A 26,016-nucleotide genomic window follows, 5' to 3' on the forward strand; every position below is an offset into this window, starting at 1 on the left:
ACTGGCTGACCATCTAGTCGGGCCCGTTGGGCGAGGTGACGGTACGGTACTTCAGCTTTTTCACCATCCTGTCGAACGTGCTCGTGGGGCTGGTGGCCGCCGCGGCGGCCATCGGTGGCAGCTGGGCCCCGTTGCGTGTGCTGCGCACGCCGGGCGCGCGCGGGCTGGCGGCCGTGTCGATCATGGTCACCTGCCTGGTCTACGCCACCATGCTTCAGGGTTTGTGGCATCCGCTCGGCGCACAGTTGTTGGCCGATCGCTCGCTGCATTACGTCGTGCCATTGCTCTACATGGCGTGGTGGATGGCGGTACTGCCGCACGGCACGCTGGCCTGGCCGCATGCCCTGCGCTGGCTGCTGTTCCCCCTCGTGTTCGCCGTATGGACGCTTAGCCGCGGCGCGCTGGTCCACGAATACCCCTATCCCTTTCTCGATGTCGACCGGCTCGGGTATTCGCAGGTGCTGCTCGATTGCCTGGCGGTCGGCGCGCTGTTCCTGGCGCTGGGCTTTGGGCTGGTGGCGATCGACCGCGCGCTGGCGCGTCGCCCCGCACTGACCTGAGCCTGCACGTGCCCGCGACGGCAGGCGGGCTTACAATGACCGCATGATCTATCGCTGGTTCGAATCCCTGATCGACATTTTCCGGGAGGCGCCCGACGCCACCCCGCCGACGAGTGTCGTCCGTTTTTACGCTTACTACCTGCGTCAGGTCTGGAAGATCTTCGCCTGGGCGCTGGCTGTCGGCCTTGCGGTGGCGTTGATCGAGGTCGCGCTGTTCGACTTTCTGGGTCGCGTGGTGGACATGGCGCAGAACACCGCACCGTCCGCCTTTTTCCCGACCCACTGGAAAGCGCTGCTCTGGATGGGTTTCGTGGTGGTCGTGCTGCGTCCGCTGTCCATCGGCCTGCACAACCTGCTGGTGAACCAGGCCCTAGCGCCCGGCATGACCAACATGATCCGCTGGCAGCAGCACCGCTACGTGCTCAAGCAGAGCCTGTCGTTCTTCCAGAACGATTTCGCCGGCCGTATCGCCAATCGCATCATGCAGACGGCGCCGTCGCTGCGCGAATCCGCCGTGCAGGTGGTGGACGCGCTCTGGTACGTCACCGTCTACGCGGGCACCTCGATCTACCTGTTGGCCAAGGCCGATCTATGGCTCGCCGCGCCGCTGGTGGTGTGGATCGTGGGATACGTGGGCATGCTCGTCTACTTCGTGCCGCGTGTTAAGGATCGTTCGTGGCACGCCTCGGAGGCGCGCTCGAAGGTGATGGGGCGCATCGTCGACGGCTACAGCAACATCATGACGCTGAAGCTGTTCGCGCATACCAATCGCGAGGAATCGTATGCCCGCGAGGCGATGACCGAGCTGACCGGCAAGGTGCGCACGCAGAACCGCATGATCACCTCGATGGACCTGTCGATCACCACGCTCAATGGCTTCCTCATCGCTGGTACGAGCCTGCTGGCGCTGTGGCTCTGGTCGCGTGGCACGGTGTCCACGGGACAGGTCGCGCTGGCGGTGGGCCTGGTGATCCGCATCAACAACATGTCCGGCTGGATCATGTGGGTGGTCAACGGCATCTTCGATAACGTCGGCACGGTGCAGGACGGCATCACGACCATTTCCCGCGAGCGTACCGTGGTCGACCGTCCGGATGCGCAGCCGCTACGCGTGCCGCACGGCGAGGTGCGCTTCGACGACATCCATTTCCATTATGGCAAGGCGGGTGGCGTCATCGGTGGGCTCGACCTCATCGTGCGGCCGGGTGAGAAGATCGGCCTGGTGGGTCCGTCGGGTGCGGGCAAGTCGACGCTGGTCAACGTCATGCTGCGTCTGTACGACCTGGAAGGCGGGCATATCTATATCGATGGGCAGGACATCGCCCGCGTCAGCCAGGAATCGCTGCGCTCGCATATCGGTGTCGTCACCCAGGACACCTCGCTGCTGCACCGGTCCATTCGCGACAATCTGCTCTATGGACGTCCTGACGCGAGCGAGGAGGACATGCTTTCCGCTGTCCGCAGGGCGCGCGCGGATGAGTTCGTGCCCGGGCTGGTCGACGGGGAAGGGCGTACGGGCTTCGACGCGCACGCTGGCGAGCGTGGCGTGAAGTTGTCTGGCGGCCAGCGCCAGCGCATCGCCATTGCCCGCGTGTTGCTCAAGGACGCGCCGATTCTCGTCCTCGACGAGGCGACCTCGGCGCTGGATTCCGAGGCCGAGGCCGCGATCCAGGAAAGCCTGGAGACCCTGATGCAGGGCAAGACGGTGATCGCCATCGCGCACCGCCTGTCCACCATCGCGCGGATGGATCGTCTGGTGGTGATGGACAAGGGCGCCATCGTCGAAAGCGGCACGCATGCGGAACTGATCGCGAAGGGCGGTCTTTATGCGCGCCTCTGGGCGCATCAGACAGGCGGCTTCGTGGGCGTCGATTGACCCCGCACTGTAGGAGCGCGCTTGCGCGCGAACCCTCGGGATATCGTTTTCGAATGAAGCGTTGCGATAGGGTTGGCCGGCTTCAACGCTCGCCCGACAAAACGCAAGGCATCATTCGCCGTGGCAGGGTTGAGGGTTCGCGCGCAAGCGCGCTCCTACAGTGCTCGGTCACGTGACCCTTGGCTCCAGCGCCTCTCGCTCCACCCAGGCGATGAACGCCATCGCGGCGGCCGTCGGCGGGCGGTGGGCCGAGTGGACCACGTAATAGGCGTAGCGCGTCGGTAGCTCCGGGCCGGGCAGGCGGACCAGTCGGCCATCGGTGAGGTGCGCGGTGGCGAGTCGGGTGCGTGCGAGTACGGCGCCGAGGCCTGTGGCCGCGGCGTTCAGGCCGTCCGCCGAGTCGCTGATGGTGTGCATGGTGCCCCCGCGCGGATAGCGCACGTTCGCCGCGCGGAACCATTCGCGCCAGCCTTCGGGGGCGATATCCGTCAGCAGGGGCAGGGTGCCGACGTCCTCGGGCGTGCGGACCCGTGCCGCCAGCTCGGGCGACGCCAGCGGCTGGAGGGAATCGTCCATGAGGAAGCGAGAGGTCAGGCCGGGCCACTGGCCGAGCCCGTAGCGGATGCCCAGGTCCGGACCGCCTTCGTCGAAACGCACCAGCGAGCGATCGTTGTCGATGGACAGGCGCACGGTGGGGTGGGCCTCGACGAAGCGGCGCAGTCGGGGCATCAACCAGCTCGCGCCGAGCGACGGCAGGATGCTGATCCGCACGCCGTTATCGCGTCGGTGCTGGCGCAGACCATCCAGCACGGCCTCCACCTCGGCCAGGGCCGAGCCGGCGGCATCGGCCAGCAGGCGGCCTTCCGGGGTAAGCACCACGCCACGGGCATGGCGCTGGAACAGGCTCACCCCCAGCGAGGCCTCGAGCTTGCGCACGTGATGGCTGACCGCGCTGGCGGTCAGGTGCAGTTCCTCGGCCGCATGGGCGAAGTTCTGGTGCCGGGCGGCGGAGGCGAAGGCGGCGAGGGCGGGCAGGAGGGCGGATCGCATGAGACATGAATCATTTGAAGGGCTGGCTTGCAAAGAATGCGCTTGCGAGACGCAATGTTCCAGCGACAATGAGCCTCAGCCACAAATGAGGTTCATATGTCGTCCGCTACCGGTTCTCCCGCCGACTCCCTTCCCCAGGCGGAGGAGCGCGATTGGCGCACGCCCGCCGAACTGATCGCGCTGGGCGCCACGTGGGGCGGTTCGTTCCTCTTCATGCGCGTGGCGGCCAATGATTTCGGCCCGTTCCCCATGGTCGCTACCCGCCTGCTATTCGGCTCGGCGATCCTGCTGCCCTTGCTGTGGCGGGCCCGTCGCAGCATCCACCTGTCTCATGTGTGGAAGATGCTGCTCGTGGGTGCCCTCAGCGCCGCGATCCCCTTCAGTCTGTTCGCCTGGGGTGCCGAGCGCGCGCCGGCGGGTATCGGCGCCATCGCCAACAGCACCACGGTGCTGTTCGCCGCCCTGATCGCCTTCATGTTCTTCGGCGAGAAGATCGGCACCCGCAAGGCCATCGCCCTGGTAGCCGGCTTCGTCGGCGTGGTGATCCTGGTCAGCGGGCACGTCGCGGGCGACAACATCGCGCCCGCCGCCCTGGCGGCGGTCGCGGCCTCGCTGTGCTACGGCATCGCCGCCAACCTCATCAAGCGCTATCTCTCCGACCTGCCGCCGACGGCGGTGGCCGCGGGCAGCCTGCTCGCCGCGCTGATCCTGGTTGCGCCGCTGGCGCTGCTGACCTGGCCGCACACGCCGATTCCGGCGAAGTCGTGGATCTGCGTGGTGGCGCTCGGCGTGCTTTCCACGGGCCTGGGCTATGCCTTCTACTTCCGCCTGATCCAGCGCATCGGCGCACCGCGCGCCGCGACGGCGACCTACCTCGTGCCGCTGTTCGGCGTGGGCTGGGGCTGGCTGTTCCTCGGCGAGGCGCTGTCCCCGAGCATGGCCATCGCGGGTGCCATCATCCTGGGCAGTGTGATCTTCAGCCAGAAAAGCAAGGGCTGACAGATCCCTTTCGCCGAAGGGGCGAGGCGTGGAATAGTTCGGGCTTCCGTTTCCAAGGGGTTCGACATGACGCGCCTTCGCCACCTTCTCGCCTTCGGCGTCACCAGCTTCGTCGTCGCGCTTGCCGCGCAGGCGCAGGACCCCGCAGCGGCCCCTGCCACTGCGACGAGCGCTGCGCGCCCGGAGGCGCTGGCCGATTTCGACGCCTACGTCGATGCCACGCGCAAGCAGTTCGACGTGCCGGGTATCGCGGTGGCGATCGTGAAGGACGGCAAGATCGTGCTCGAGATGGGTTCCGGCGTACGCAAGCTCGGCGAGCCGGCGAAGGTGGACGCGCATACGCAGTTCGCCATCGCGTCGAACACCAAGGCCTTCACCGCCGCCTCGCTGGCGATCCTCGCTGACGAGAAAAAGCTCGACATGAACGACCGGGTGGTCGATCGCCTGCCGTGGTTCCAGATGTCGGACCCTTACGTCACGCGCGAAATGCGCATCCGCGATCTGCTGGCCCATCGCAGTGGCCTGAGCCTCGGTGCCGGTGACCTGCTGTATTGGCCCGCCACCAGCTACACCACGGAAGAGGTGGTGCAGCGATTGCGCAACGTTCCGCTGACCAACAGCTTTCGTGCCGAGTACGCCTACGACAACATCCTGTTTGGCGTGGCGGGTCTTGTGATCGAGAAGGTGTCGGGACTGTCGTGGCACGATTTCGTGAACCAGCGCATCTTCACCCCGCTGGGCATGACCGAGTCGCGCAGTGACGCGCCCACGCAGATCGGTCCGGGGGACGATGTCGCCACCGGTCACGCCAAGTTCGACTTCAAGGACCTGAAGCCGGTCGCGCCGATGTCCTGGACCAACAACCAGACGGCGGGTGGCATCTACACCAGCGTCCACGACCTCTCCAAGTGGATGAACATGCAGCTGGCCGGCGGCGCCTACACGGACGCCAGTGGCAAGCCGCAGCGCCTGTTCTCCGAGGCCCGCCAGAAGGAAATGTGGTCGCTGATCACGCCGATCCGCATTTCGGAGCCGAGCGTGCCGGAACTGAAGGCGGTCAAGCCCAACTTCTCCGGTTATGGCGAAGGCTGGTTCGTCTCCGATTACCGCGGTCACAAGCTGGTGTGGCACACCGGCGGCTGGCCCGGCATGGTGTCGCGCCTGACCCTGGTCCCCGACCTGCACCTGGGCGTGGTCGTGCTGACCAACCAGGAAAGCGGTGCCGCGTTCCAGGCGGTGACGATGCGCGCGCTCGACGCCTATATGGACGCACCGAAGACCAACTGGATCGCCGCGTACGCCGCGGGCGTGAAGAAGGCCGAGGCCGGCGCCGACGACAGCATGAAGAAGCACGAAGCGGCCCGCGCGAAGAACGCGAAGCCGTCGCTGCCGCTCGACGGCTACGTGGGCACGTATCGCGATCCCTGGTACGGCGACGTCAAGGTGGACAAGGAGGGTGGCAAGCTCGTGATGCGCTTCACGAAGACTGCCCAGCTCACCGGCACCCTGGAGCCGTGGCAGCACGATACGTTCATTGCCCACTGGAACGATCGCTCGCTCAACGGCGACGCCTTCGTCAATTTCTCACTGGACCCGGACGGCAAGATCCGCGAAGTGCGCATGGAGCCGGTCTCGCCGCTCACCGACTTCAGCTTCGACTTCCAGGACCTGCGCCTCGCCCCCGTGACCCCGGCCAAATAAGCGCCTACCCCCCTGTTGCAACGCAATGCGAATCATGGTCTAGTCGGGTCATGATTCGCATCGCCGCCAATAACGCCAATACCAATAATGCCCGGAACATCGGGAGGGTCGGCGTGTAGGCGGTTGCAACAGAAACCACCGAAAACACCAAAGGCCCGCCCTCACCAGGCGGGCCTTTTTCTTTGCGCGTTTTGATCCACCTAACCGAAGGAGAGAAAGGCCATGTGTTCGATATTCGGGATGTTCGGCCTCGCGCCGGGCGACGACCTGGTCGCCCTGCGCGTGCAGGCCATGGAGCTATCGCAGCGGCAGCGGCATCGCGGTCCGGACTGGAGCGGCGTGTACGTCGACGACGGGGCGATCCTCGTCCACGAGCGCCTTGCCATCGTCGACCCGGCCAGCGGCGCACAGCCCCTGCGCTCGCTGGATGGTGAGTTGGCTCTCGCGGTGAACGGCGAGATCTACAACCACCGCGAACTGCGTGCGGCCAGCGACTATGCCTTCACCACCGGCTCGGATTGCGAGGTGATCAACGCGCTCTATCGCGAGCATGGCGCGGATTTCCTGGGTCGCCTGAACGGCATTTTCGCGTTCGCCCTGTGGGATGCGAAGCGTCGCCGCTTCCTCATCGCTCGCGATCCGGTCGGTGTCTGCCCGTTGTACTGGGGGCATGACAGGGAAGGGCGCCTTTGCGTCGCGTCGGAGATGAAGTCGTTGATCGGCGTATGTGCCGACGTGGCGCCGTTCCCGCCGGGCCATTGCTACGACAGCGAACGCGGCGAGGCCGTGCGTTACTGGACCCCCGGGTGGCGCGACTACGACGCCACGGCCGGCCATGAGCTGGCACCGAAGGATCTTCGCGCCGCCTTCGAAGCCGCGGTGCATCGCCAGATGATGACCGACGTGCCCTATGGTGTCCTGCTCTCCGGTGGCCTGGATTCCTCGCTGGTGGCGGCCGTCGCGGCGAGTTTTGCCCGTCACCGCATCGAGGACGGCGATCGCGGCGAGGCATGGTGGCCGCGGCTGCATTCCTTCGCGATCGGCCTGGAAGGCTCCCCGGACCTGAAGGCCGCCGAGGTCGCCGCCGAAGCGCTCGGCACCGTGCATCACGGCTTCCGCTACACCTTCGAGGAAGGCCTGGACGCGCTGCCCGAGGTCATCCGGCATATCGAAACCTACGACGTCACCACCATCCGCGCTTCCACGCCGATGTTCCTGCTGGCCCGCCGGATCAAGGCGATGGGCGTGAAGATGGTGCTGTCGGGGGAAGGTTCGGACGAAGTCTTCGGCGGCTACCTCTACTTCCACAAGGCGCCCTCGGCCCGTGAGTTCCACGAGGAAACCGTGCGCAAGCTCGACGCACTGCATTTCTACGACTGTCTGCGTGCGAACAAGTCCATGTCCGCCTGGGGAGTGGAGGCACGGGTGCCCTTCCTCGACACCGAGTTCCTGGATGTCGCCATGTCGTTCGACGCGGAGGCCAAGATGGTGGCCCGCAAGGGCATCGAGAAGGGCATCCTTCGCGAAGCCTTCGAGGGCGCGCTGCCAGACTCGATCCTCTGGCGCCAGAAGGAGCAATTCAGCGACGGCGTGGGCTACGGCTGGATCGACGGACTCAAGGCGCATGCCGAGTCGATGGTCTCCGATCGCGAATTCGCCGCCGCGGCGGCCCGCTTCCCGGTGAACACTCCGGCCACCAAGGAGGCCTTCTTCTATCGGACGATCTTCGAGAGGCACTTCCCGGGCGAGGCCAGCGCCAACACGGTGCCCGGCGGCAAGTCCATCGCCTGTTCCAGCCCAGCGGCCCTGGCCTGGGACCCGGCCTTCGCCTCGGCCGCCGATCCGTCGGGCCGGGCGGTACGGGGCATTCACAAGGAGGCCCTCGAGGCCTGACGTCCCTTTTGTAGGAGCGCGCTTGCGCGCGATGGAGGTTGCCGCTAGCCCCATCGCGCGCAAGCGCGCTCCTACAAGGAACGGTGGCGGCACGAGAAATCCCCGGAGGCGGCGGCCCTTTGCTAGAATCGGACGCTTTCGTCGGCGCGTCCCGCGCCGCACCATCAGGCAAGCCAACCATGATCGAGACCAATCCGATCCTCGCGCAGATCGCGGACCTCAAGGGCCGCGTCGAGTCGCTTAGGGGGTATCTTTGACTACGCCGTCAAGAAAGAACGGCTAGAGGAAGTCAATCGCGAGCTCGAGAGCCCCACCGTCTGGGATGACCCGAAGCGCGCGCAGGACCTGGGCCGCGAACGCGCCCAGCTCGACACCATCGTCACCGGCATCGAAGAGATGACCGCAGCCCTCGACGATGCGAAAGAACTGCTCGAGATGGCCGCCGCCGATGGCGACGAGGCCACCGTGGAGTCGATCGTCGGCGACGTGAACAAGGTCGACGCCCGGGTTAGCAAGCTTGAATTCCAGCGCATGTTCTCCGGCCAGCTCAACAGCGCCGCGGCGTTCGTCGACATCCAGGCCGGCGCCGGCGGCACCGAGGCGCAGGACTGGGCCGAAATGCTACTGCGCATGTACCTGCGCTGGGCCGAATCGCGCGGCTGGAAGGCCGAGTTGATGGAAGTCTCCGGCGGCGAAGTCGCGGGCATCAAGTCCGCCACCTTCCGCGTGGAAGGCGACTACGCCTATGGCTGGCTCAAGACCGAGATCGGCGTGCACCGCCTGGTCCGCAAGAGCCCGTTCGACTCCGACAACCGTCGCCACACCAGTTTCACCTCGGTGTTCGTGTCGCCCGAAGTCGACGACGACATCGAGATCGACATCAACCCGGCCGACCTCAGGACCGACGTGTACCGTTCGTCGGGCGCGGGCGGCCAGCACGTGAACAAGACCGAGTCGGCGGTGCGTATCACGCACGTTCCCACCAATACGGTGGTGGCCTGCCAGACCGAGCGCAGCCAGCATGCCAACCGCGATCGCGCGATGAAGATGCTGAAAGCCAAGCTGTACGAACTGGAAGTGCAAAAGCGCAACGCCGAGAAGGATGCGCTGGAAGCCACCAAGTCGGACATCGGCTGGGGCAGCCAGATCCGTAACTACGTGCTCGACCAGTCGCGCATCAAGGATCTGCGCACCGGCATCGAGCGTTCCGACACCCAGAAGGTGCTCGACGGCGACCTCGACGAATTCGTCGAAGCCAGCCTCAAGGCCGGCCTTGAAGCCGGCTCCAAGCGCGTCGACGCGTGAACCACCCCGGGGCGCCCGAGCGCCCCGGTTTCCTTACCGAAGCAGCCATCCGAGCCATGACCGAAAACACCCACGCCGACACTCCCGCGACCGCCGCCGACGAAAACCGTCTCATCGCCGAGCGCCGCGAGAAACTGAAAGCGCTGCGGGCGCAGGGCATCGCTTACCCGAACGACTTCAAGGTGGATAGCTTCGCGGGCGACCTGCAGGCCGCTTACGAGGACAAGGACACCTGGAGCGCCGAAGCCATCGAGGCCGCGCCGCGCCAGGTGGCCGTGGCCGGCCGCATCATCCTGATGCGCGGGCAGGGTAAGGTCAGCTTCGTGCAGATGCAGGACGGCACCGGCCGCATCCAGCTCTTCATCCACCAGGGCACCCTGGGCGAGGATGCTTACAACGCCTTCAAGCGCTGGGACCTGGGCGACATCGTCGGCGCCACCGGCACGATCATGCGCACCAAGACCGGCGAGCTGTCGATCAAGGTCGAGTCGATTCGCCTGCTGACCAAGTCGCTGCGCGGCCTTCCGGACAAGCACCATGGCATGGCCGACGTGGAGCAGCGCTACCGCCAGCGCTACGTCGACCTCATCGTCACCGAGGAAGCCCGCCGCACCTTCGTGCAGCGCTCGAAGATCGTCAGTCATGTGCGTCGCTGGCTCGAGGCCGAACCGCGCCGCTTCATGGAGGTGGAAACCCCCATGATGCACGTGATCCCGGGTGGCGCCACGGCGCGCCCGTTCGTCACGCACCATAACGCGCTCGACATCCCGCTGTTCCTGCGCGTGGCGCCGGAGTTGTACCTCAAGCGTCTTACGGTGGGCGGCTTCGACCGCGTCTACGAGATCAACCGCAATTTCCGCAACGAGGGCGTGTCCACGCGACACAACCCCGAGTTCACGATGCTCGAGCTGTACCAGGCCTACGCCACGTACCACGAGATCATGGACCTCACCGAGGGCCTGATCCGCTCGGCGGCGGCCGAGGTCATCGGCAACACGGTGATCGAGTGGGACGGCGCCACCATCGACGTCGGTCCGGCCTTCCGCCGCTGGCGCATGGAAGACGCCGTGCTGGAGCTGAATCCCGAGATCAAGCCGGGCGAACTGCGCGACCGCGAAGCCATGGCGGCCCATGCGAAGCGTCTCGGCATTCAGGTCAAGCCGTCGTACGGCTGGGGCAAGCTGCTGCTGGAGATCTTCGAGGCGACGGTCGAGCATACCTTGGTGCAGCCGACCTTCATCACCGACCACCCGGTCGAGGTCTCGCCGCTGGCTCGCGAGAGCGACACCGACAAGGGCATCACTGACCGCTTCGAGCTGTTCATCAACGGCAAGGAAATCGCCAACGGCTTCTCCGAGCTCAACGACTCGGAAGACCAGGCCGCGCGCTTCCAGGCCCAGGTGGACGCCAAGGACGCCGGTGACGACGAGGCCATGCACTACGACGCCGACTACATCCGCGCGCTCGAGGTCGGCCTGCCGCCTACGGGCGGCCTGGGTGTCGGTATCGACCGCCTGGTGATGCTGCTGACCGGCTCGTCGTCCATCCGCGACGTGCTGCTGTTCCCGACCATGCGCCCCGAGGCCTGATCCAGGGATTTCCCGTCTACGAGGCGCCACGATGGGCGCCGTGGTGCTTTGTTCTGCCTGAAAGGACTCTCATGCGTCTTTGCCCTGCGGCCTCGGTCGCACTCCTGTCCGTGCTCTTGGCCGCGTGCGGGCCGGCCGTCAAGCCGTCCTCGGTGCCCCTGGACGCATCCTTGCTCCCCGTGACCATCTACGTGGCCACATGTCCTCCCCCTGAGGGCGGTGTGCTGGGTTTCATGGGGGCGATGGATCGTGCGCCAGGTGAAGCCACCTGCGCAGCCATGCTGGACAGTGCCAGGAGAGCCGCACGAATGGTCCCGGACATCGATGTGGTGTCTTACGCCTTCTCGGATCCCGGCGTAGGACTGGTGCGCAGGTTCCCCGAGATCGAGCCCGACAGGGATGCGGAAGCCAGTCACCACAGCCTCTACCGGGTCGTGCTGACGCCGCCTCGATCGAGTCGTACGACGACTACAGGGGGCTCGTATGTCAGCACCTCGATGGAATTCGAAGTGACTGAGGTGGCTACGGAAAAGGTACTTGGGCGTTCGACCCTGGTTCCCGTCAGCGCCGGTCGGCTCGGTGCCGACCAATTGGTGAGCCGCCTGATTGCCGGGCTCAAGGGGAATCGCTGCGAGGTTCTGAACAAGTGGTCGCTTTCCGGGATTGCGCACAAAGCGGCAAGCGGCAAATCCTGCGACACGTACACACTTTGGCCTGTCGACTGACGATGAACCTTTCGCGTCGCTACAATCGTCCTTTCCGCTAAGGGATCGCCTCCCCATGTTCTACGTTATCGTCGCCCTCGATCATCCGAACTCGCTGGAGAAGCGCCTCGCGGCGCGCCCGGCGCATGTGGCGCGCCTGAAGGCCTTGCTGGAGGAGGGGCGCCTCAAGCTGGCCGGTCCGTTCCCGGCCATCGACTCGGAAGATCCGGGCGAGGCCGGTTTCGACGGCAGCATGATCATCGCCGAGTTCGCCGACCTGGCGGCCGCCAAGGCCTGGGCCGACGCCGATCCGTACATCGAGGCCGGCGTCTATAAGGAAGTGGTGGTCCGCCCGTTCCGGGTGACCTTGCCGTGACGGTGGAGAAGGTCGAGCGCATCCGTCGCCTTCTGATGGAGGCGCTGGCCCCGGTCGAGCTGGATGTGATCGACGAAGGCCACAAGCACGCCGGTCACGCGGGCGAGGGCAAGGGCCACTTCTTCGCCCGGATTGTCAGCCCGGCGTTCGCCGGCAAGAACCCGATCCAGCGCCACCGGATGGTCTACCAGGCCCTCGGTGACATGATGCCGGACGGCATCCACGCCCTCTCGATCGAAGCCAAAACCCCGGGCGAGTAACCTGTAGGAGCGCGCTTGCGCGCGACCGCGCGTAAGCGCGCTCCTACAATCAATAGGTTATAATTCCTTTTTCGCGTTGTTTCGCGTATTGCATCCGGGTGACCCCTTTGGCAAAGTGACCGATCTGCCAGGGGGTGGCTCCCGACCGGAGCCCACGGCCGCGTCCCAACGGAACCAAACATGCGTCTGACCACCATCAAGCTGGCGGGATTCAAGTCCTTCGTCGACCCCACCACGCTCCACCTGCCCACCAACATGACCGGTGTCGTGGGCCCGAACGGCTGCGGCAAGTCGAACATTATCGACGCCATCCGCTGGGTCATGGGCGAGTCGGCGGCCAGCCGCCTGCGTGGCGATTCGCTCACCGACGTGATCTTCTCCGGCTCCAGCGCGCGCAAGCCCGTGGGCCAGGCGGCGGTCGAGCTCATCTTCGACAACGGCGACGGCACCATCCAGGGCGAGTACGCGAGCTTCGCGGAAATCTCGGTCAAGCGCGTGGTCAGCCGCGACGGCCAGTCCTCGTATTTCCTCAATGGCGCGCGTTGCCGTCGTCGCGACATCACCGACCTGTTCCTGGGCACGGGCCTGGGCCCGCGTTCCTACTCGATCATCGAGCAGGGCATGATCAGCCAGATCATCGAGGCGGCCCCGGAAGAACTCCGTACCCATCTGGAAGAGGCGGCCGGCATCTCCAAGTACAAGGAGCGCCGCAAGGAGACCGAGAGCCGCATCAAGTCCACCCGTGAAAACCTCGACCGCGTGCGCGATGTACGCGACGAGGTGGACAAGCAGCTCGATCACCTCAATCGCCAGGCCCGCGCCGCCGAGCGCTGGAAAGGCTTCAAGGAAGAACAGACCCGCCGCGAGGCGGAGCTGCGCGCCCTCGAATACCGCACCCTCGACCGCCAGCGCCAGGGCGAAGGCTCCGGCCTGCGCGAGGCGGAGCTGGAGATCGAGAAGCACACCGCGTCCCAGCGCCAGGTCGAAGCCCAGCTAGAGAGCGTCCGCGAGCGCCACCAGGGCGCCAGCGAGCACCTGAACCAGGTCCAGGCCGAGGTCTACAAGGTCGGCGCCGAGATCGCCCGCGTCGAGCAGCAGGTGCGTCATAACCGCGACCTCGCCGAGCGCCTCACCCGCGCCCGCACCGATGCCGAGCGCGAACACGAGGAATTGCAGGGCCATATCGGCACCGATCGTGAGCAGGTGGAGACCTTGCGCATGGCGCTGGCCGAGGGCGAGCCCAAGCTGGAATCCCTGCAGCAGATCCAGGACGACACCGGCGAGGCGCAGCGCGCCACCGAATCACGCCTCGCCGATTGGCAGCAGCGCTGGGATACCCACACTCGCGGCGCCTCCGAATCCACCCGCGCAGCGGAAGTGGAGCGCACCAAGCTCGCCTACCTCGATCGCCAGTCGGTCGATCTGGCGCGTCGCCGCGAGGCGCTGGAGACCGAGCAGCGCGCCACCGACGTGGCTGCGCTCGATGCCGCTGCCGAACAGCTCGATACCGAGCACGACACCCAGCGCGAACGCGTCGAACAGCTTGGCACCGTGCTCGACCAGCACAAGGTCGCCCATGAGCGCGTGCAGGACGAGGAACGCCAGGTCCAGTCCGCGCTCAACGATGCGCGCCAGCAGTTGCAGACCGCACGCGGCCGCCAGGCGTCGCTCGAGGCCCTGCAGACCGCCGCGCTGGGGCAGGAAGAATCCGCCTCCACCGGCTGGCTGAAGCGTCTGGGGCTCGATAGCGCTCGCCGCCTGGGTGAATCGTTGCAGGTCGACGCCGGTTACGAGTCGGCCGTGGAAACCGTGCTCGCCGGCCTGCTGGACGGCGTGATCGTGGATGCTCCCGAGGCGCTCACCCCTGAATTCGCTGCCCTTGGCGAGGCCGACGTGGCCCTGTTCGCCTCCGCGCAGGGTGGCCCCGGTGCCGCCGACACGCTGGCTGGCCATGTTCGTGGTCCGCTGGCCGCGCTTGGCCTGCTGGCCAACGTCTTCGTCGTCGACACGGTGGAGGACGCCGCCGCGCGCGTCGGTTCGTTGTCCGCCCCCCAGTCCGTGATCACCCGCGACGGTGCCTGGATGGGTCCGGGCTGGGCCCGTGTGCTGCGGGCGCATGGCAACCAGGTCGGTGTGCTCGCTCGCGAGCGTGACATCCGCCAGCTCGCCGAACAGATTGAAACCCTCGAAACGACCATCGAGGAACGCACCGGCCAGCTCGAAGACCTGCGTACCAGCAAGTTCGAGACCGAGCGCCAGCGCGATGACGCGCAGCGCGATCTTTATGCCGCGCACCGTCGCCTGTCCGAACTCGCCGGCCAGTTGCAGAGCCAGCGCGGCAAGATGGAAACGGCCCGTGCCCGCGCCGAGAAGATCGGCGGCGAGATATCCACCCTTGTCGAACAGCTGGATGAACTCGAAGGCCAGACCCGCGAGGCCCGCGCACGGCTCGACGAGGCCGTGGGCCACATGGGCGATCGCGAAGACGAGCGTCGCACGCTGGAGAATGAGCGCCGCGAATTGCTCGAAGCCCGCGAGGAAGCCCGCATCAACGCCCGCGAGGCTGCCGACCAGTCGCACCAGCTGGCCCTGAGCATGGAATCCAAGCGTGCCGCGCTGACCTCGCTCGAACAGGCCCTGGCTCGCCTGGATACCCAGCTTCGCCAGGTCGTGGCCCGTCGCGACGAGATCGACGAACAGCTCGCCGCCGGCTCCGATCCCATCGTGGAGCTGGAATCCGAACGCCAGACCTACCTCGATCAGCGCCTGCTGGTCGACCGCCAGCTCGTGGACGCCCGTCGTGCCCTGGAAGACTGCGACGCGGAGTTCCGTCGCCTCGACCAAGAGCGACAGCGCATCGAGCAGGTGATGAACAAGGTGCGCGAGAACGTCTCGGAAAAGCGCCTTGCCGCCCAGGCCCTGCAGCTTCGCGCCGAACAGCTCGCCCAAGCGATCACCGCCTCCGGTCTCGAACTGGAAGGTCTCCTGGCCGAGCTGCCTGAGGATGCCGCACCGGACCGCTGGCAGCAGCAACTGGTGGACCTGGCCCAGAAGATCGCCCGCCTGGAGCCGGTGAACCTGGCCGCGATCCAGGAGCACGCCGAACAGTCGCAGCGCAAGGAATACCTCGACTCGCAGCTCGCCGACCTGGGGTCGGCGCTGGAGACGCTGGAAGGCGCGATCAAGAAAATCGACCGCGAGACCCGCCAGCGCTTCAAGGAAACCTTCGACCGCGTCAATGCGGGCGTGCAGGAACTCTTCCCCCGACTGTTTGGTGGCGGCCACGCCTACCTGGAACTGACCGGCGAAGACCTGCTGGACACCGGCGTCGCGATCATGGCCCGGCCGCCCGGCAAGCGCGTGTCCAACATCAACCTGCTGTCCGGCGGCGAAAAGGCGCTGACGGCGGTATCGCTGGTGTTCGCCATCTTCGGCCTCAACCCGGCGCCGTTCTGCCTCCTCGACGAGGTGGACGCGCCGCTGGACGAGGCCAATGTCGGCCGCTTCTCCGCGATGGTGCGTGAGATGAGCGAAAAGGTGCAGTTCATCTTCGTGAGCCATAACAAGGCCACGATGGAAGCCGCCCACCAGCTCTGCGGCGTTACCATGCGCGAGCCGGGCGTTTCGCGCCTCGTCCAGGTGGATCTGGCCGAAGCCTCGAAGCTGGCCGGCGTCGCCTGAGCACTACCCAAGGAATCGAACGAATCATGACCCCCGCCATCGGTCTCGCCTGGAATCCCGCTGTCGGCATCCCGATGCTGTTCGTCGGCGTCGTCGTGCTCGTGTTGCTCTGGCTTTTCGGCCAGCCGCGCAAGGAGCAGGGCCGACGCAAGCCGGTGCAGGAACAGCCCGAGCGGGCGCGCGAGCGTCGTGAGCCCGTCTTCGGTGACGAGGAGGGCGAACCGCAGGAGCACGAGACCTTCGATCGCCATGACTCCTTCAGCGCGCGCGACGACGACGCCAACGATCCGCTGTTCAATCCGTCGCCGAAACAGGGCGAACTGGATGTGGACCTGCGTGCCGAGCTGGAGCGCCTGGGCGCGTCGCTGGTCGGCGAGCGACATGCTTCCGCGGCACCCGTGATCCACGACGAGCCCGCGCCGCGCCCTGCGCAGCGTACCGAGCCGCGCATCGATCTCGATCTGCCGTTCGACCTCGACGAGCCGGTCACCGCCGCCCCGCCAGCCGCGCCGGTCCCGGCACCCGCGCCTCCGCCGCCCGCCCCGGCTCCGGTAGCCGCGCCGGTCCCGGCGAAGACCCCGCCGCGCTCCGACCTGGGGCGTCGCCCGACCCATGCGCCGGTCGAGCGCATCGTCAGCCTCTATGTCGTGTCCCGCGAAGGCATGAAGTTCAGTGGTGCCGATCTGGTCGTGGCCGCCGAGAAGGTGGGGCTCGAATTCGGTGACATGGGCATCTACCACCGCCTGGTGGACGGCCATCCGGAACAGGGCCCGATCTTCAGCGTCGCCAACCTGGTGAAGCCGGGCAACTTCGACATGGCCCGCGTCGCCACCTTGCAGACCCCGGGCCTGTCGTTCTTCATGGCCTTGCCGGGCCCGATCAACGCACTCGATGCCTGGGAGGCCATGCTGCCCACCGCGCAGCGTCTCGCCGAGCTGCTCGATGGCCTCGTGCTCGACGAAGAGCGCAACGCCCTCGGTCGTCAGCGCATCGCCCACATCCGTGACGAACTGCGTGGCTGGGACCGCGGTCACGAAAGCGAAGAGATCAAGTTCGGCCAGTAAGCCGACATCCCATCCAGCGAGTGAACCGGACGGCCCTGCGGGGCCGTCTGTCGTCGTGCGTTCACGTTACCGCAACACCCGGATGCGTCACTGTGATGGCTCCTCCGCGTGTCCGGGTCATTGGCACGATGCACACATCCGGCCCGGCATGCTTGTGTCCACACCCCATGGAACACGAGTCACATGTCGGCAAGCATGCGTGCGCCACTACGGATCTACTATCTGCATCCGCGCCTCGCCGGGCCGTTGACGGCGTGGAACGCGTGGATCGACCACGCAGCAGGGCTGGGCTTTGCGCAGCTGCTGGTGGCACCACCGTTCGAGGCCTCATCGTGCGGTAACGTTTTCGTGACACGCGATGTCGAGCGATTGGATCCAGCGATCGCCGATGGCGATGCGGAGACACGACTAGGCCAGATCGCAAAAGCCTGCCGCGCGAAGAAACTGGAATTCTGGCTCGACCTGCCGCTCGACGAACTCGCTTCCGACGCACCGCTGCGTCACGAGCACCCCGAATGGTTCAGGGCGGTGGCCGCTCAGCACGGTACGCCCGATCCGCGATGGACCCCGAGCGAAAGCGAAAGCGTTCGTTGGCGGTTGAACGATCTCGATGTGGCTGGCGCTGCCACGCAGTGGTGGATCGACCGGCTACGGCGGTGGGTCGCTGCTGGCGTAACGGGCTTCCGCCTGCTTCACCCGCAACGGCTTTCCGCGCACCTATGGAAAACGTTGATCGATGCCGTGCGTCATGAGGCACCGGGCATCGCTTTCCTCGCATGGACACCCGGCTGCACGCCCGACCAGGTCGCGGCGATGCGCGGTGTCGGTTTCGATGCGACGGTTTCCTCGGCGAACTGGTGGGACTATCGCGCGCCATGGTTTGCCGAGGAAACCACGCGACTGGCAGCGATCGCCCCATCGCTGGCCTGCGCGGAAGAGCCATTCGGTACGCGGCTAGGTGATGAGTTGGGCGAAGAAAACCAGCTCGATCACGCCTATCGTCGCGCAGCAGCTTTCGCCGCGACGTCTCCGGCGGGATGGCTCGTGCCCATGGGCTTCGAGTTCGCCGTGCACGACGCGCTCGATGCGCGACGGGGCGAACCCATGGATCCGACGACGCTGAAGGCGAAAGGACTGCTCGATCTTCGCGACACGATCCAGGCCGCGAACGCATCGGTGGCGCCACAGATAGCCCCGGCACCGCATATCGCGACGCATGGCGACGTCGCCTTGCTGCTCACGGTCGATGGTGCGGACGCGCGCACCGCGAAGCAGGCGACATTGACCCTCGTCAACGCGTCGCTCGATCGCGACGTACCGGTCGCGTCCGCCGACATCCTGACTGGCGCGGCCAGCCACTTTGGTCCCTGGACGACACCCGATGGCCATCGCCTTTTCGAACACGACGACGGGCTTCTCCTCGCGCCCGGTGCCGTGCTGACGCTTTCCGCGACACCCTCGATACCAGCCTTGCGAAAGATGGGAGCCAGTGTGAAGAAGGAGTTGCTGCAAAACGCCACCCGCGCACCGCGCGTGGCGATCGAAGCGGTGCAACCCACCGTCGATGGCGGGCGCTTTCCCGCCAAGCGGATCGTCGGCGAGCCGATTGTCGTCACCGCGGATATTTTCCTTGACGGACACGACGTGCTGGCCGCCCGCCTGTGCTATCGCGCGCAGGATGAAAAGGGCTGGCACGACGTGCCGATGTCGCTGGTCAACAACGACATCTACACGGCGAGTTTTACGCCTACCCGCATCGGTCGACACGAATTCCGCATCGAAGCCTGGCGCGATCCGTTCGCCAGTTATCACCATGAACTGGAGGTCAAGCACGCGGCGGGCGTGCCTGTTGCGCTGGAGCTGGAGGAGGGGCGCCTGCTGGTGGAGAAGCGAGCCAATGGCGCATCCGGAGCCCGGGCGAAGGCTTTGCGCAACCTGGCGACGGCCGTGGGCAAGGCGAATGACGAGGCACGTGTCTCGCTCTTGCTGGCCGATGCCGCCGCAGACCTGATGAGCGCCACCGACCCACGTGACCGCTCGACCGTGACGGACACCTTCGTGATCGAGGTCGATCGCCGCGAAGCCATGTTCGCCAGCTGGTACGAGTTGTTCCCGCGTTCGATGACCGAATCGAAGGCGCATCACGGCACGTTCCGCAACACCATAGGACGCCTGCCCGCAATCCGCGACATGGGCTTTGATGTGCTGTACTTCCCACCGATCCATCCCATCGGCAAAGCGTTCCGCAAGGGTCCCAACAACACCCTGACGCCGGGCCCGGACGATCCGGGCAGCCCGTATGCGATTGGCTCTCCCGACGGCGGTCATACAGCGATCCATCCCCAGCTCGGCACGCTGGAAGACTTCCGCGCGCTGCGCGACGCCGCCCACGAGCATGGCCTGGAACTGGCGCTGGATTTCGCGATCCAGTGCTCGCCCGACCATCCCTGGCTGAAAGAGCACCCGGAATGGTTCGACTGGCGACCCGACGGCAGCATCAAGTACGCCGAAAACCCGCCAAAGAAGTACCAGGACATCGTCAACGTCGATTTCTACGCGGATGGCGCGGTCCCCTCGCTCTGGCAGGCCTTGTGCGATGCGGTACTGTTCTGGGCGGAGGAGGGCGTGCGCACGTTCCGCGTGGACAACCCCCATACCAAGCCGTTTCCGTTCTGGGAATGGATGATCGCGCGGGTGAGGGCGAAGTATCCCGACGCGCTGTTCCTCTCCGAGGCGTTTACCCGTCCCAAGCCGATGTATCGCCTGGCCAAGGTGGGCTTCAGCCAGTCGTACACGTACTTCACCTGGCGCAACTCGAAACAGGAATTCATCGACTACCTGACCGAGCTGACGACCACGCCGCCGAAGGACTTCTTCCGCCCGAACTTCTTCGTCAACACCCCGGACATCAACCCGTACTTCCTGCAAACCTCGGGGCGTCCCGGTTTCCTGATCCGTGCCGCGCTGGCCACGACCCTCTCGGGCCTGTGGGGCATGTACTCGGGCTTCGAGATCTGCGAATCGGCGCCGATGCCGGGCAAGGAGGAGTATCTCGATTCCGAGAAGTACGAGATCCGCATTCGCGACTTCGACGCCCCGGGCAACATCGTCGCGGAGATCACTCAGCTCAACCGCATCCGTCGCGCGCACCCCGCGTTACAGACGCACCACGGCGTGCGCTTCCTGCCGGCGAACAACGACCAGGTCCTGTTCTTCGAGAAGCGACGGGGTGATGACCTCGTCCTCGTCGCTATCAGCATGGACCCGCACAACGCGCAGGCCGCCGACCTGACCCTTCCCCTGGGCGAGTGGGGGCTGCCGGACGACGCCAGCCTCGACGTCCACGATCTTTTGCATCCCCAACCCATCGCCTGGCGTGGTCCGGCTCAGCATGTGTGGCTCGGCCTCGGCCAGCCCTATGCGATCTGGCATGTGCGGCTACCCGGAGTCTGATCCATGGCAACACGCGGAAAGAGCAAGAAGCACGTCAAGGCGCCAGATTTCTCGAGCGATCCGCTCTGGTACAAGGACGCCATCATCTATCAGGTGCACCTGAAGTCGTACTTCGACGCCAATGACGATGGCGTGGGTGACTTCCAGGGCCTGATCGACAAGCTCGACTACATCGCCGACCTTGGCGTGAACACGCTGTGGCTGTTGCCGTTCTATCCCAGCCCGCGCCGTGACGACGGCTACGACATCGCCGAATACAAGGCCGTGCACGAGGACTACGGCCGGCTCGCCGACGCGAAGCGCTTTATCGCCGAGGCTCATAAGCGCGGCTTGCGCGTCATCACCGAGCTGGTCATTAACCACACCTCGGACCAGCACCCCTGGTTCCAGAAGGCACGTCATGCCAAGAAGGGCTCGGCAGCGCGGAACTTCTATGTGTGGTCCGACACCGACCAGGCCTATGACGGCACGCGCATCATCTTCCTGGACACCGAGAAATCGAACTGGACCTGGGACCCGGTCGCCGGCCAGTACTTCTGGCATCGCTTCTTCTCGCACCAGCCCGATCTCAACTTCGACAATCCCGCCGTGCTCAAGGCAGTGCTCGATGTCATGCGCTTCTGGCTGGATATGGGCGTGGACGGCTTGCGCCTCGACGCCGTCCCGTACCTGATCGAACGCGAAGGCACCAACAACGAGAACCTTCCCGAAACGCACGGGATCCTCAAGCTGATGCGTGCGGAGATCGACCAGCATTACCCCGATCGCATGCTGCTTGCCGAGGCCAACCAGTGGCCGGAAGACACGCAGGATTATTTCGGCAACGGCGACGAATGCCACATGGCGTTCCATTTTCCGCTGATGCCGCGCATGTACATGGCGATCGCGCGCGAAGACCGCTTCCCCATCACCGACATCATGCGGCAGACCCCGGCGATCCCGGAGAACTGCCAGTGGGCGATCTTCCTGCGCAACCACGACGAACTGACCTTGGAAATGGTCACCGACAACGAGCGCGATTACCTATGGCAGACCTATGCCGCCGATCGCCGCGCTCGCATCAACCTCGGTATTCGTCGTCGCCTGGCGCCGCTGCTGGAGCGCGACCGTCGCCGTATCGAGCTGATGAACGCGCTGCTGCTGACCATGCCGGGTACGCCGGTGCTCTATTACGGCGACGAGATCGGCATGGGGGACAACATCCATCTTGGCGACCGCGACGGCGTGCGTACGCCGATGCAGTGGTCGGTCGACCGTAACGGCGGGTTTTCCCGTGCCGATCCCGCCAGCCTCGTGCTGCCGCCCATCATGGACCCGCTGTACGGCTTCCAGGCGATCAACGTCGAAGCCCAGCAGCGTGACCCCCATTCGCTGCTCAACTGGACCCGCCGCATGCTCGCGGTGCGCAAGCGCTACAAGGCGTTCGGTCGCGGCGCGCTGAAGTTCCTGTATCCGGGCAATCGCAAGGTGCTGGCCTACCTGCGCGAGTTCGGCGACGAGCATGTGCTTTGCGTGGCGAACATGTCGCGCACCCTGCAGGCGGTGGAACTGGACCTGTCGGCATTCGATGGCCAGGTACCGGTGGAGATCGTCGGCGGTACCTCGTTCCCGCCGGTGGGGCAGCTGCCTTACCTGTTGACCGTACCGGCTTATGGCTTCTATGCCTTCCAGCTGCTGCCCAATGCACAGATGCCCGACTGGCACGAGGTGCCGGCCGAAACGCTGCCTGACTACGAGACTCTCGTCCTGCGCGGCCCGCTCGTGGAAGGCCCGGTGATGGAGCACCATCGCGGCGTGATCGAACGCCAGGTGCTTCCGGCATACGTGGATGTACGGCGCTGGTTCGCCTCGAAGGATCGCGGCGTGGAATCGGTGAAGGTGCTCAAGGCCGTGCCCTGGCCCGATCGTGGCGACGACCTCGTTTTCACCGAGATCGAGGTCACCCTGTCCGATGGTGGCAAGGAGCGTTACAGCCTGCCGGTGGGCATCGTGTGGGAGGACGAGAACCCCAATGCGAAGGCGCAGGCTCTGGCGCTTGCCCGCGTGCGTCGCGGTCGCCGCATCGGCCTGCTTACCGACGGCTTCTCGTTGGAGGCGTTTCCTTCCGGCCTGCTGATCGGCCTGCGCAACGGCACCTCGTTGCCGGTGAGCGGCGGTAGCGTCCGTTTCGAGAAGACGGAGGGGTTCGACGACATCGACTTCGATCCGGCCATCGAGAACCGCTGGCTGGCCTCGGAACAATCGAACAGTTCGATGATCCTGCACGACGCGGGCGTGGTGAAGCTGTTCCGTCGTACGTCGGCGGGCATCAACCCCGAAGTGGAGATGGGGCGCTTCCTGACCGAGCGTGGCTACGCGAACACGTCGCCATTGCTGGGTGAAGTGGCGCTGGTGAGCGACAACGGCGAGCGCACGACGCTGGCCGTACTCCAGGGCTTCCTGCGCAACCAGGGCGACGCCTGGCGCTGGACGCTCGACTACCTGCGTCGCAGCTACGACGAGTTCAATCACTCCACCGACGATGACCGCCGGGCGGAAATCGAATCGGGCTACGATGCCTTCGCCACGGCGGTGGGTAAGCGACTGGGCGAGTTGCATGCCTTGCTCGCCCAGCCCACCGACTTGCCGGCGTTCACTCCGGAGAAGGCGTCCGCCGCGACTGTCGACGGATGGCGTGACGGCGTGCGTGGCCAAGTGGGACGTGCGCTGCTGTCCGTGGACCATGCGGCGGGCATGCCGGAAGACCTTGCGTCCGATGTCGAAGCCCTGCGTGGCCTGGCCGGCGCGCTGGAGAACCGGATCGGCAAGCTGGCCGAGGCGGGGCGGGGCGCGCTCACCACGCGTACTCATGGCGATTTCCACCTGGGCCAGATCCTGGTGGTGCAGGACGACGCATACATCATCGACTTCGAAGGCGAGCCGGCTCGCTCGCTGGACGAGCGTCGCGGCAAGAGTTCGCCCCTGCGCGATGTGGCGGGATTCCTACGCTCCCTCGATTACGCGTCGGCGATGGCACGACGTGGCGAGGATGGGCTGGCGCCGATGGACGACGCCGGTTTCGGCGATTACCTGGCTCGTTTCCGCGAGCGCTCGTCGAGGGTGTTCCTGGAGGCGTATCGCCGCGTGCTCGACGAGGCGCCCGTGCGCTGGATCGGTGCTGACGAACTGGCGCCCGTGCTCGAGCTCTTCGTGATCGAGAAGGCCGCCTACGAAATCAACTACGAGGCCGCGAATCGCCCAGGCTGGCTGGACGTGCCCCTGCGCGGGCTACTGAATGCCACGCGTGGCGAGACGGCACATGAACTGAAGGAGGATACGTGATCGATCCACGTACCTATGGGCTCGACGACGGCGCCGCCGTCGACGCGCTGGTCGATGGCCGGCATGGCGATGCGTTCGCCTTGCTCGGCCCCCATCGCGTCGGCGATCGTCGCGTCGTGCGCACCCTCCAGCCCGGGTCCAATGGCGTCGAAGTCATCGACGCCGCCGGGCAGGTGACGGCCACCCTGGACAAGGTGCACCCGGGGGGCGTGTTCGCCGGCTTCGTCGATGGCGACGATCCCTATCGCCTGCGCGTGCGCTGGCCTGCTGGCACGCACGATACCCACGACCCATATGCCTTCGGCGTGTTGCTTGGCGACGACGACCTCCGGCGCTTCGCCGATGGCACGCATATCGGGTTGTTCCGCTTTCTCGGCGCTCATCCCACGACTTGCGATGGCGTGCATGGCGTACGCTTCGCCGTCTGGGCACCGAATGCACGACGTGTCAGCGTGGTAGGCGATTTCGACAGCTGGGACGGTCGCCGACAGCCGATGCGCAAGCGCGTGCCGTCGGGTGTCTGGGAGCTTTTCGTGCCCGGCTTGTTGCCGGGGGCGCGCTACAAATACGAAGTGCTGGGTGCCGACGGCTCTCTCACCCAGCGCGCCGATCCCATCGCACTGGCTGCGGAGCTACCGCCTGCCACCGCATCCATCGTCGCCGATCCGGCCGCGTTCCACTGGACCGACGACGAGTGGATTCGTCGTCGCGGTGCCTTGCATCATGCCGGGTCGCCCCTTTCGATCTACGAACTGCATGCCGGGTCCTGGCTGCGTAGCCCGGACGGCGGCGACCTGCATTGGGACGAGATCGGCGAGCGCCTGATCCCGTATGTCGCCGGCATGGGCTTCACGCACATCGAATTGCTGCCGGTGTCCGAGCATCCGTTCGGTGGATCGTGGGGTTACCAGCCGCTGGGCCAGTTCGCGCCGACCTCGCGGTTCGGCACGCCGGAGGCTTTCGCTCGCTTTGTCGATCGTTGCCACGAAGCTGGTGTCGGCGTGATCGTCGACTGGGTGCCCGCGCATTTTCCGACGGATATCCATGGCCTCGCACACTTCGACGGCACACCGCTCTACGAGCATGCCGATCCGCGCGAAGGCTTCCACCAGGATTGGAACACGCTGATCTACAACCTGGGACGCAACGAGGTATCGGCGTATCTGGTTTCCAGCGCGCTGGCGTGGCTGGAACGGTTCCATGTCGATGGCCTCCGGGTGGATGCGGTGGCCTCGATGCTCTACCGCGACTATTCGCGCAAGGCGGGCGAATGGGTGCCGAACCGGTACGGCGGCCGCGAGAACCTCGAATCGATCGCCTTCCTGCGTCGCGTGAACCAGCTGGTGGCCGAGCGTCATCCCGACTGCATGACCATCGCGGAGGAATCCACCGCGTGGCCCGGTGTCACGCAGCCGGTGGAGCAGGGCGGCCTCGGCTTCACTTTCAAGTGGAACATGGGCTGGATGCATGACTCGCTGGAGTACATATCCCGCGACCCCATACATCGTCGCTGGCACCATGGTGAGATGACCTTCAGCATGGTCTATGCCTATTCCGAGCGCTACGTGTTGCCGCTGTCCCATGACGAGGTTGTGCATGGCAAGCGTTCGCTGCTGGGACGCATGCCGGGCGACGAATGGCAGCGCTTCGCCAACCTGCGCGCCTACTACGGTTTCATGTGGGCGCATCCCGGCAAGAAGCTGCTGTTCACCGGCGGCGAGATCGCCCAGCCGCACGAGTGGAACCATGACGCCCAGATCGCCTGGAACCTGCTCGATCACCCCTTGCACCTGGGCGTACAAAAACTGGTGCGCGACCTGAATCGGGTGTATGCCGATACGCCGGCGATGCACGCGCTCGATGCCGATCCGCGCGGATTCCGCTGGGTGATCGGCGACGACGCCGACCAGAGCGTGTTCGCCTGGTTGCGCCTCGCTGACGACGGGGCGCCCGCGCTCATTGTCTGCAACATGACGCCCACGCCGCGCCACGGCTTTCGCATCGGCGTACCGCAGGGCGGTCGCTGGCGCGAGGCGATCAATTCCGATGCGGAGGCCTATGGCGGCTCCGGTGTCGGCAACGAAGGCGAGCGACACGCCCAGGACGTCGCCTCCCATGGCTTCGAGCGTTCGCTCGTGCTCAACCTGCCACCCCTGTCCACGGTCATCTTCGTGGCCGACTGAA

Annotated in this window: 16 protein-coding genes; 15 read left to right on the forward strand and 1 reads right to left on the reverse strand. The window is 65.9% G+C overall.

Translation table 11 applies throughout. The features are described 5' to 3' along the window. Positions 1 to 35: 35 nt before the first annotated feature. A complete protein-coding gene (locus tag GAK28_RS12305; RefSeq protein WP_291779276.1) occupies positions 36 to 560 on the forward strand; it encodes a Pr6Pr family membrane protein in 525 nt (174 codons plus the stop codon). 43 nt (positions 561 to 603) lie between these two features. Continuing rightward, positions 604 to 2,436 (forward strand): ABC transporter ATP-binding protein, encoded by a 1,833-nt coding sequence (locus GAK28_RS12310; RefSeq protein WP_291779279.1) that lies wholly within the window; start codon positions 604 to 606, stop codon positions 2,434 to 2,436. A gap of 168 nt (positions 2,437 to 2,604) precedes the next feature. On the opposite strand, the gene GAK28_RS12315 is transcribed toward GAK28_RS12310, so the two are convergent. Further along, positions 2,605 to 3,486 (reverse strand): LysR substrate-binding domain-containing protein, encoded by an 882-nt coding sequence (locus GAK28_RS12315; protein WP_291779282.1) that lies wholly within the window; start codon positions 3,484 to 3,486, stop codon positions 2,605 to 2,607. Between the two features lie 96 nt (positions 3,487 to 3,582). Between GAK28_RS12315 and GAK28_RS12320 the strand changes: the two genes are divergently transcribed. From GAK28_RS12320 to glgB, 13 genes are all read left to right on the forward strand, one after another. Then, positions 3,583 to 4,485: a DMT family transporter gene (locus GAK28_RS12320; RefSeq protein WP_291779285.1), complete on the forward strand. Its 903-nt coding sequence runs from the start codon at positions 3,583 to 3,585 to the stop codon at positions 4,483 to 4,485. 66 nt (positions 4,486 to 4,551) lie between these two features. After that, positions 4,552 to 6,186, forward strand: coding sequence for a serine hydrolase (locus GAK28_RS12325; protein ID WP_291779288.1), 1,635 nt, complete (start codon positions 4,552 to 4,554; stop codon positions 6,184 to 6,186). A 222-nt stretch (positions 6,187 to 6,408) separates the two neighbouring features. Beyond that, positions 6,409 to 8,079, forward strand: a complete 1,671-nt coding sequence (asnB, locus tag GAK28_RS12330) for an asparagine synthase B (RefSeq protein ID WP_291779291.1) — start codon at positions 6,409 to 6,411, stop codon at positions 8,077 to 8,079. A 179-nt stretch (positions 8,080 to 8,258) separates the two neighbouring features. Then, a protein-coding gene (prfB, locus tag GAK28_RS12335; protein WP_291779294.1) for a peptide chain release factor 2 occupies positions 8,259 to 9,384 on the forward strand; the annotation gives its coding sequence in 2 pieces (ribosomal slippage) (positions 8,259 to 8,333 and positions 8,335 to 9,384; 1,125 coding nt in all). A 56-nt stretch (positions 9,385 to 9,440) separates the two neighbouring features. Beyond that, on the forward strand, positions 9,441 to 10,973 hold the full coding sequence (gene lysS / locus GAK28_RS12340; RefSeq protein WP_291779297.1) for a lysine--tRNA ligase: 1,533 nt from the start codon (positions 9,441 to 9,443) through the stop codon (positions 10,971 to 10,973). 179 nt (positions 10,974 to 11,152) lie between these two features. Then, entirely contained in the window at positions 11,153 to 11,698 is a 546-nt protein-coding gene (locus tag GAK28_RS12345) for a hypothetical protein (protein ID WP_291779300.1), read from the forward strand. A 55-nt stretch (positions 11,699 to 11,753) separates the two neighbouring features. Continuing rightward, the gene (locus GAK28_RS12350; RefSeq protein ID WP_291779303.1) at positions 11,754 to 12,053 is read left to right on the forward strand and encodes a YciI family protein; all 300 of its coding nucleotides are present in this window, start codon (positions 11,754 to 11,756) and stop codon (positions 12,051 to 12,053) included. A gap of 2 nt (positions 12,054 to 12,055) precedes the next feature. Beyond that, positions 12,056 to 12,313: a BolA family protein gene (locus GAK28_RS12355; RefSeq protein WP_291779513.1), complete on the forward strand. Its 258-nt coding sequence runs from the start codon at positions 12,056 to 12,058 to the stop codon at positions 12,311 to 12,313. Between the two features lie 180 nt (positions 12,314 to 12,493). After that, the gene (gene smc, locus GAK28_RS12360) at positions 12,494 to 15,994 is read left to right on the forward strand and encodes a chromosome segregation protein SMC (protein ID WP_291779306.1); all 3,501 of its coding nucleotides are present in this window, start codon (positions 12,494 to 12,496) and stop codon (positions 15,992 to 15,994) included. Positions 15,995 to 16,020: 26 nt separating this feature from the next. Beyond that, positions 16,021 to 17,058, forward strand: coding sequence for a cell division protein ZipA (gene zipA, locus GAK28_RS12365; protein ID WP_291779308.1), 1,038 nt, complete (start codon positions 16,021 to 16,023; stop codon positions 17,056 to 17,058). Positions 17,059 to 17,241: 183 nt separating this feature from the next. Next, positions 17,242 to 20,511, forward strand: coding sequence for a maltotransferase domain-containing protein (locus GAK28_RS12370; RefSeq protein ID WP_291779310.1), 3,270 nt, complete (start codon positions 17,242 to 17,244; stop codon positions 20,509 to 20,511). A gap of 3 nt (positions 20,512 to 20,514) precedes the next feature. Further along, the gene (gene treS, locus GAK28_RS12375) at positions 20,515 to 23,832 is read left to right on the forward strand and encodes a maltose alpha-D-glucosyltransferase (protein ID WP_291779313.1); all 3,318 of its coding nucleotides are present in this window, start codon (positions 20,515 to 20,517) and stop codon (positions 23,830 to 23,832) included. Continuing rightward, the gene (gene glgB, locus GAK28_RS12380; RefSeq protein ID WP_291779516.1) at positions 23,832 to 26,015 is read left to right on the forward strand and encodes a 1,4-alpha-glucan branching protein GlgB; all 2,184 of its coding nucleotides are present in this window, start codon (positions 23,832 to 23,834) and stop codon (positions 26,013 to 26,015) included. Before treS ends, glgB begins: the two co-directional genes overlap by 1 nt. The last annotated feature ends 1 nt before the right edge of the window (position 26,016 follow it).

The sequence above is a fragment of the Luteibacter sp. genome (assembly GCF_009912395.1).
Taxonomy (GTDB): domain Bacteria; phylum Pseudomonadota; class Gammaproteobacteria; order Xanthomonadales; family Rhodanobacteraceae; genus Luteibacter.

Coding starts and splice junctions, on each gene's coding strand:
- GAK28_RS12310 (WP_291779279.1), top strand. CDS start 604: ATGATCTATCGCTGGTTCGAATCCCTGATCGACATTTTCCGGGAGGCG.
- GAK28_RS12315 (WP_291779282.1), bottom strand. CDS start 3,486: ATGCGATCCGCCCTCCTGCCCGCCCTCGCCGCCTTCGCCTCCGCCGCC.
- GAK28_RS12320 (WP_291779285.1), top strand. CDS start 3,583: ATGTCGTCCGCTACCGGTTCTCCCGCCGACTCCCTTCCCCAGGCGGAG.
- GAK28_RS12325 (WP_291779288.1), top strand. CDS start 4,552: ATGACGCGCCTTCGCCACCTTCTCGCCTTCGGCGTCACCAGCTTCGTC.
- asnB (WP_291779291.1), top strand. CDS start 6,409: ATGTGTTCGATATTCGGGATGTTCGGCCTCGCGCCGGGCGACGACCTG.
- lysS (WP_291779297.1), top strand. CDS start 9,441: ATGACCGAAAACACCCACGCCGACACTCCCGCGACCGCCGCCGACGAA.
- GAK28_RS12350 (WP_291779303.1), top strand. CDS start 11,754: ATGTTCTACGTTATCGTCGCCCTCGATCATCCGAACTCGCTGGAGAAG.
- smc (WP_291779306.1), top strand. CDS start 12,494: ATGCGTCTGACCACCATCAAGCTGGCGGGATTCAAGTCCTTCGTCGAC.
- zipA (WP_291779308.1), top strand. CDS start 16,021: ATGACCCCCGCCATCGGTCTCGCCTGGAATCCCGCTGTCGGCATCCCG.
- GAK28_RS12370 (WP_291779310.1), top strand. CDS start 17,242: ATGTCGGCAAGCATGCGTGCGCCACTACGGATCTACTATCTGCATCCG.
- treS (WP_291779313.1), top strand. CDS start 20,515: ATGGCAACACGCGGAAAGAGCAAGAAGCACGTCAAGGCGCCAGATTTC.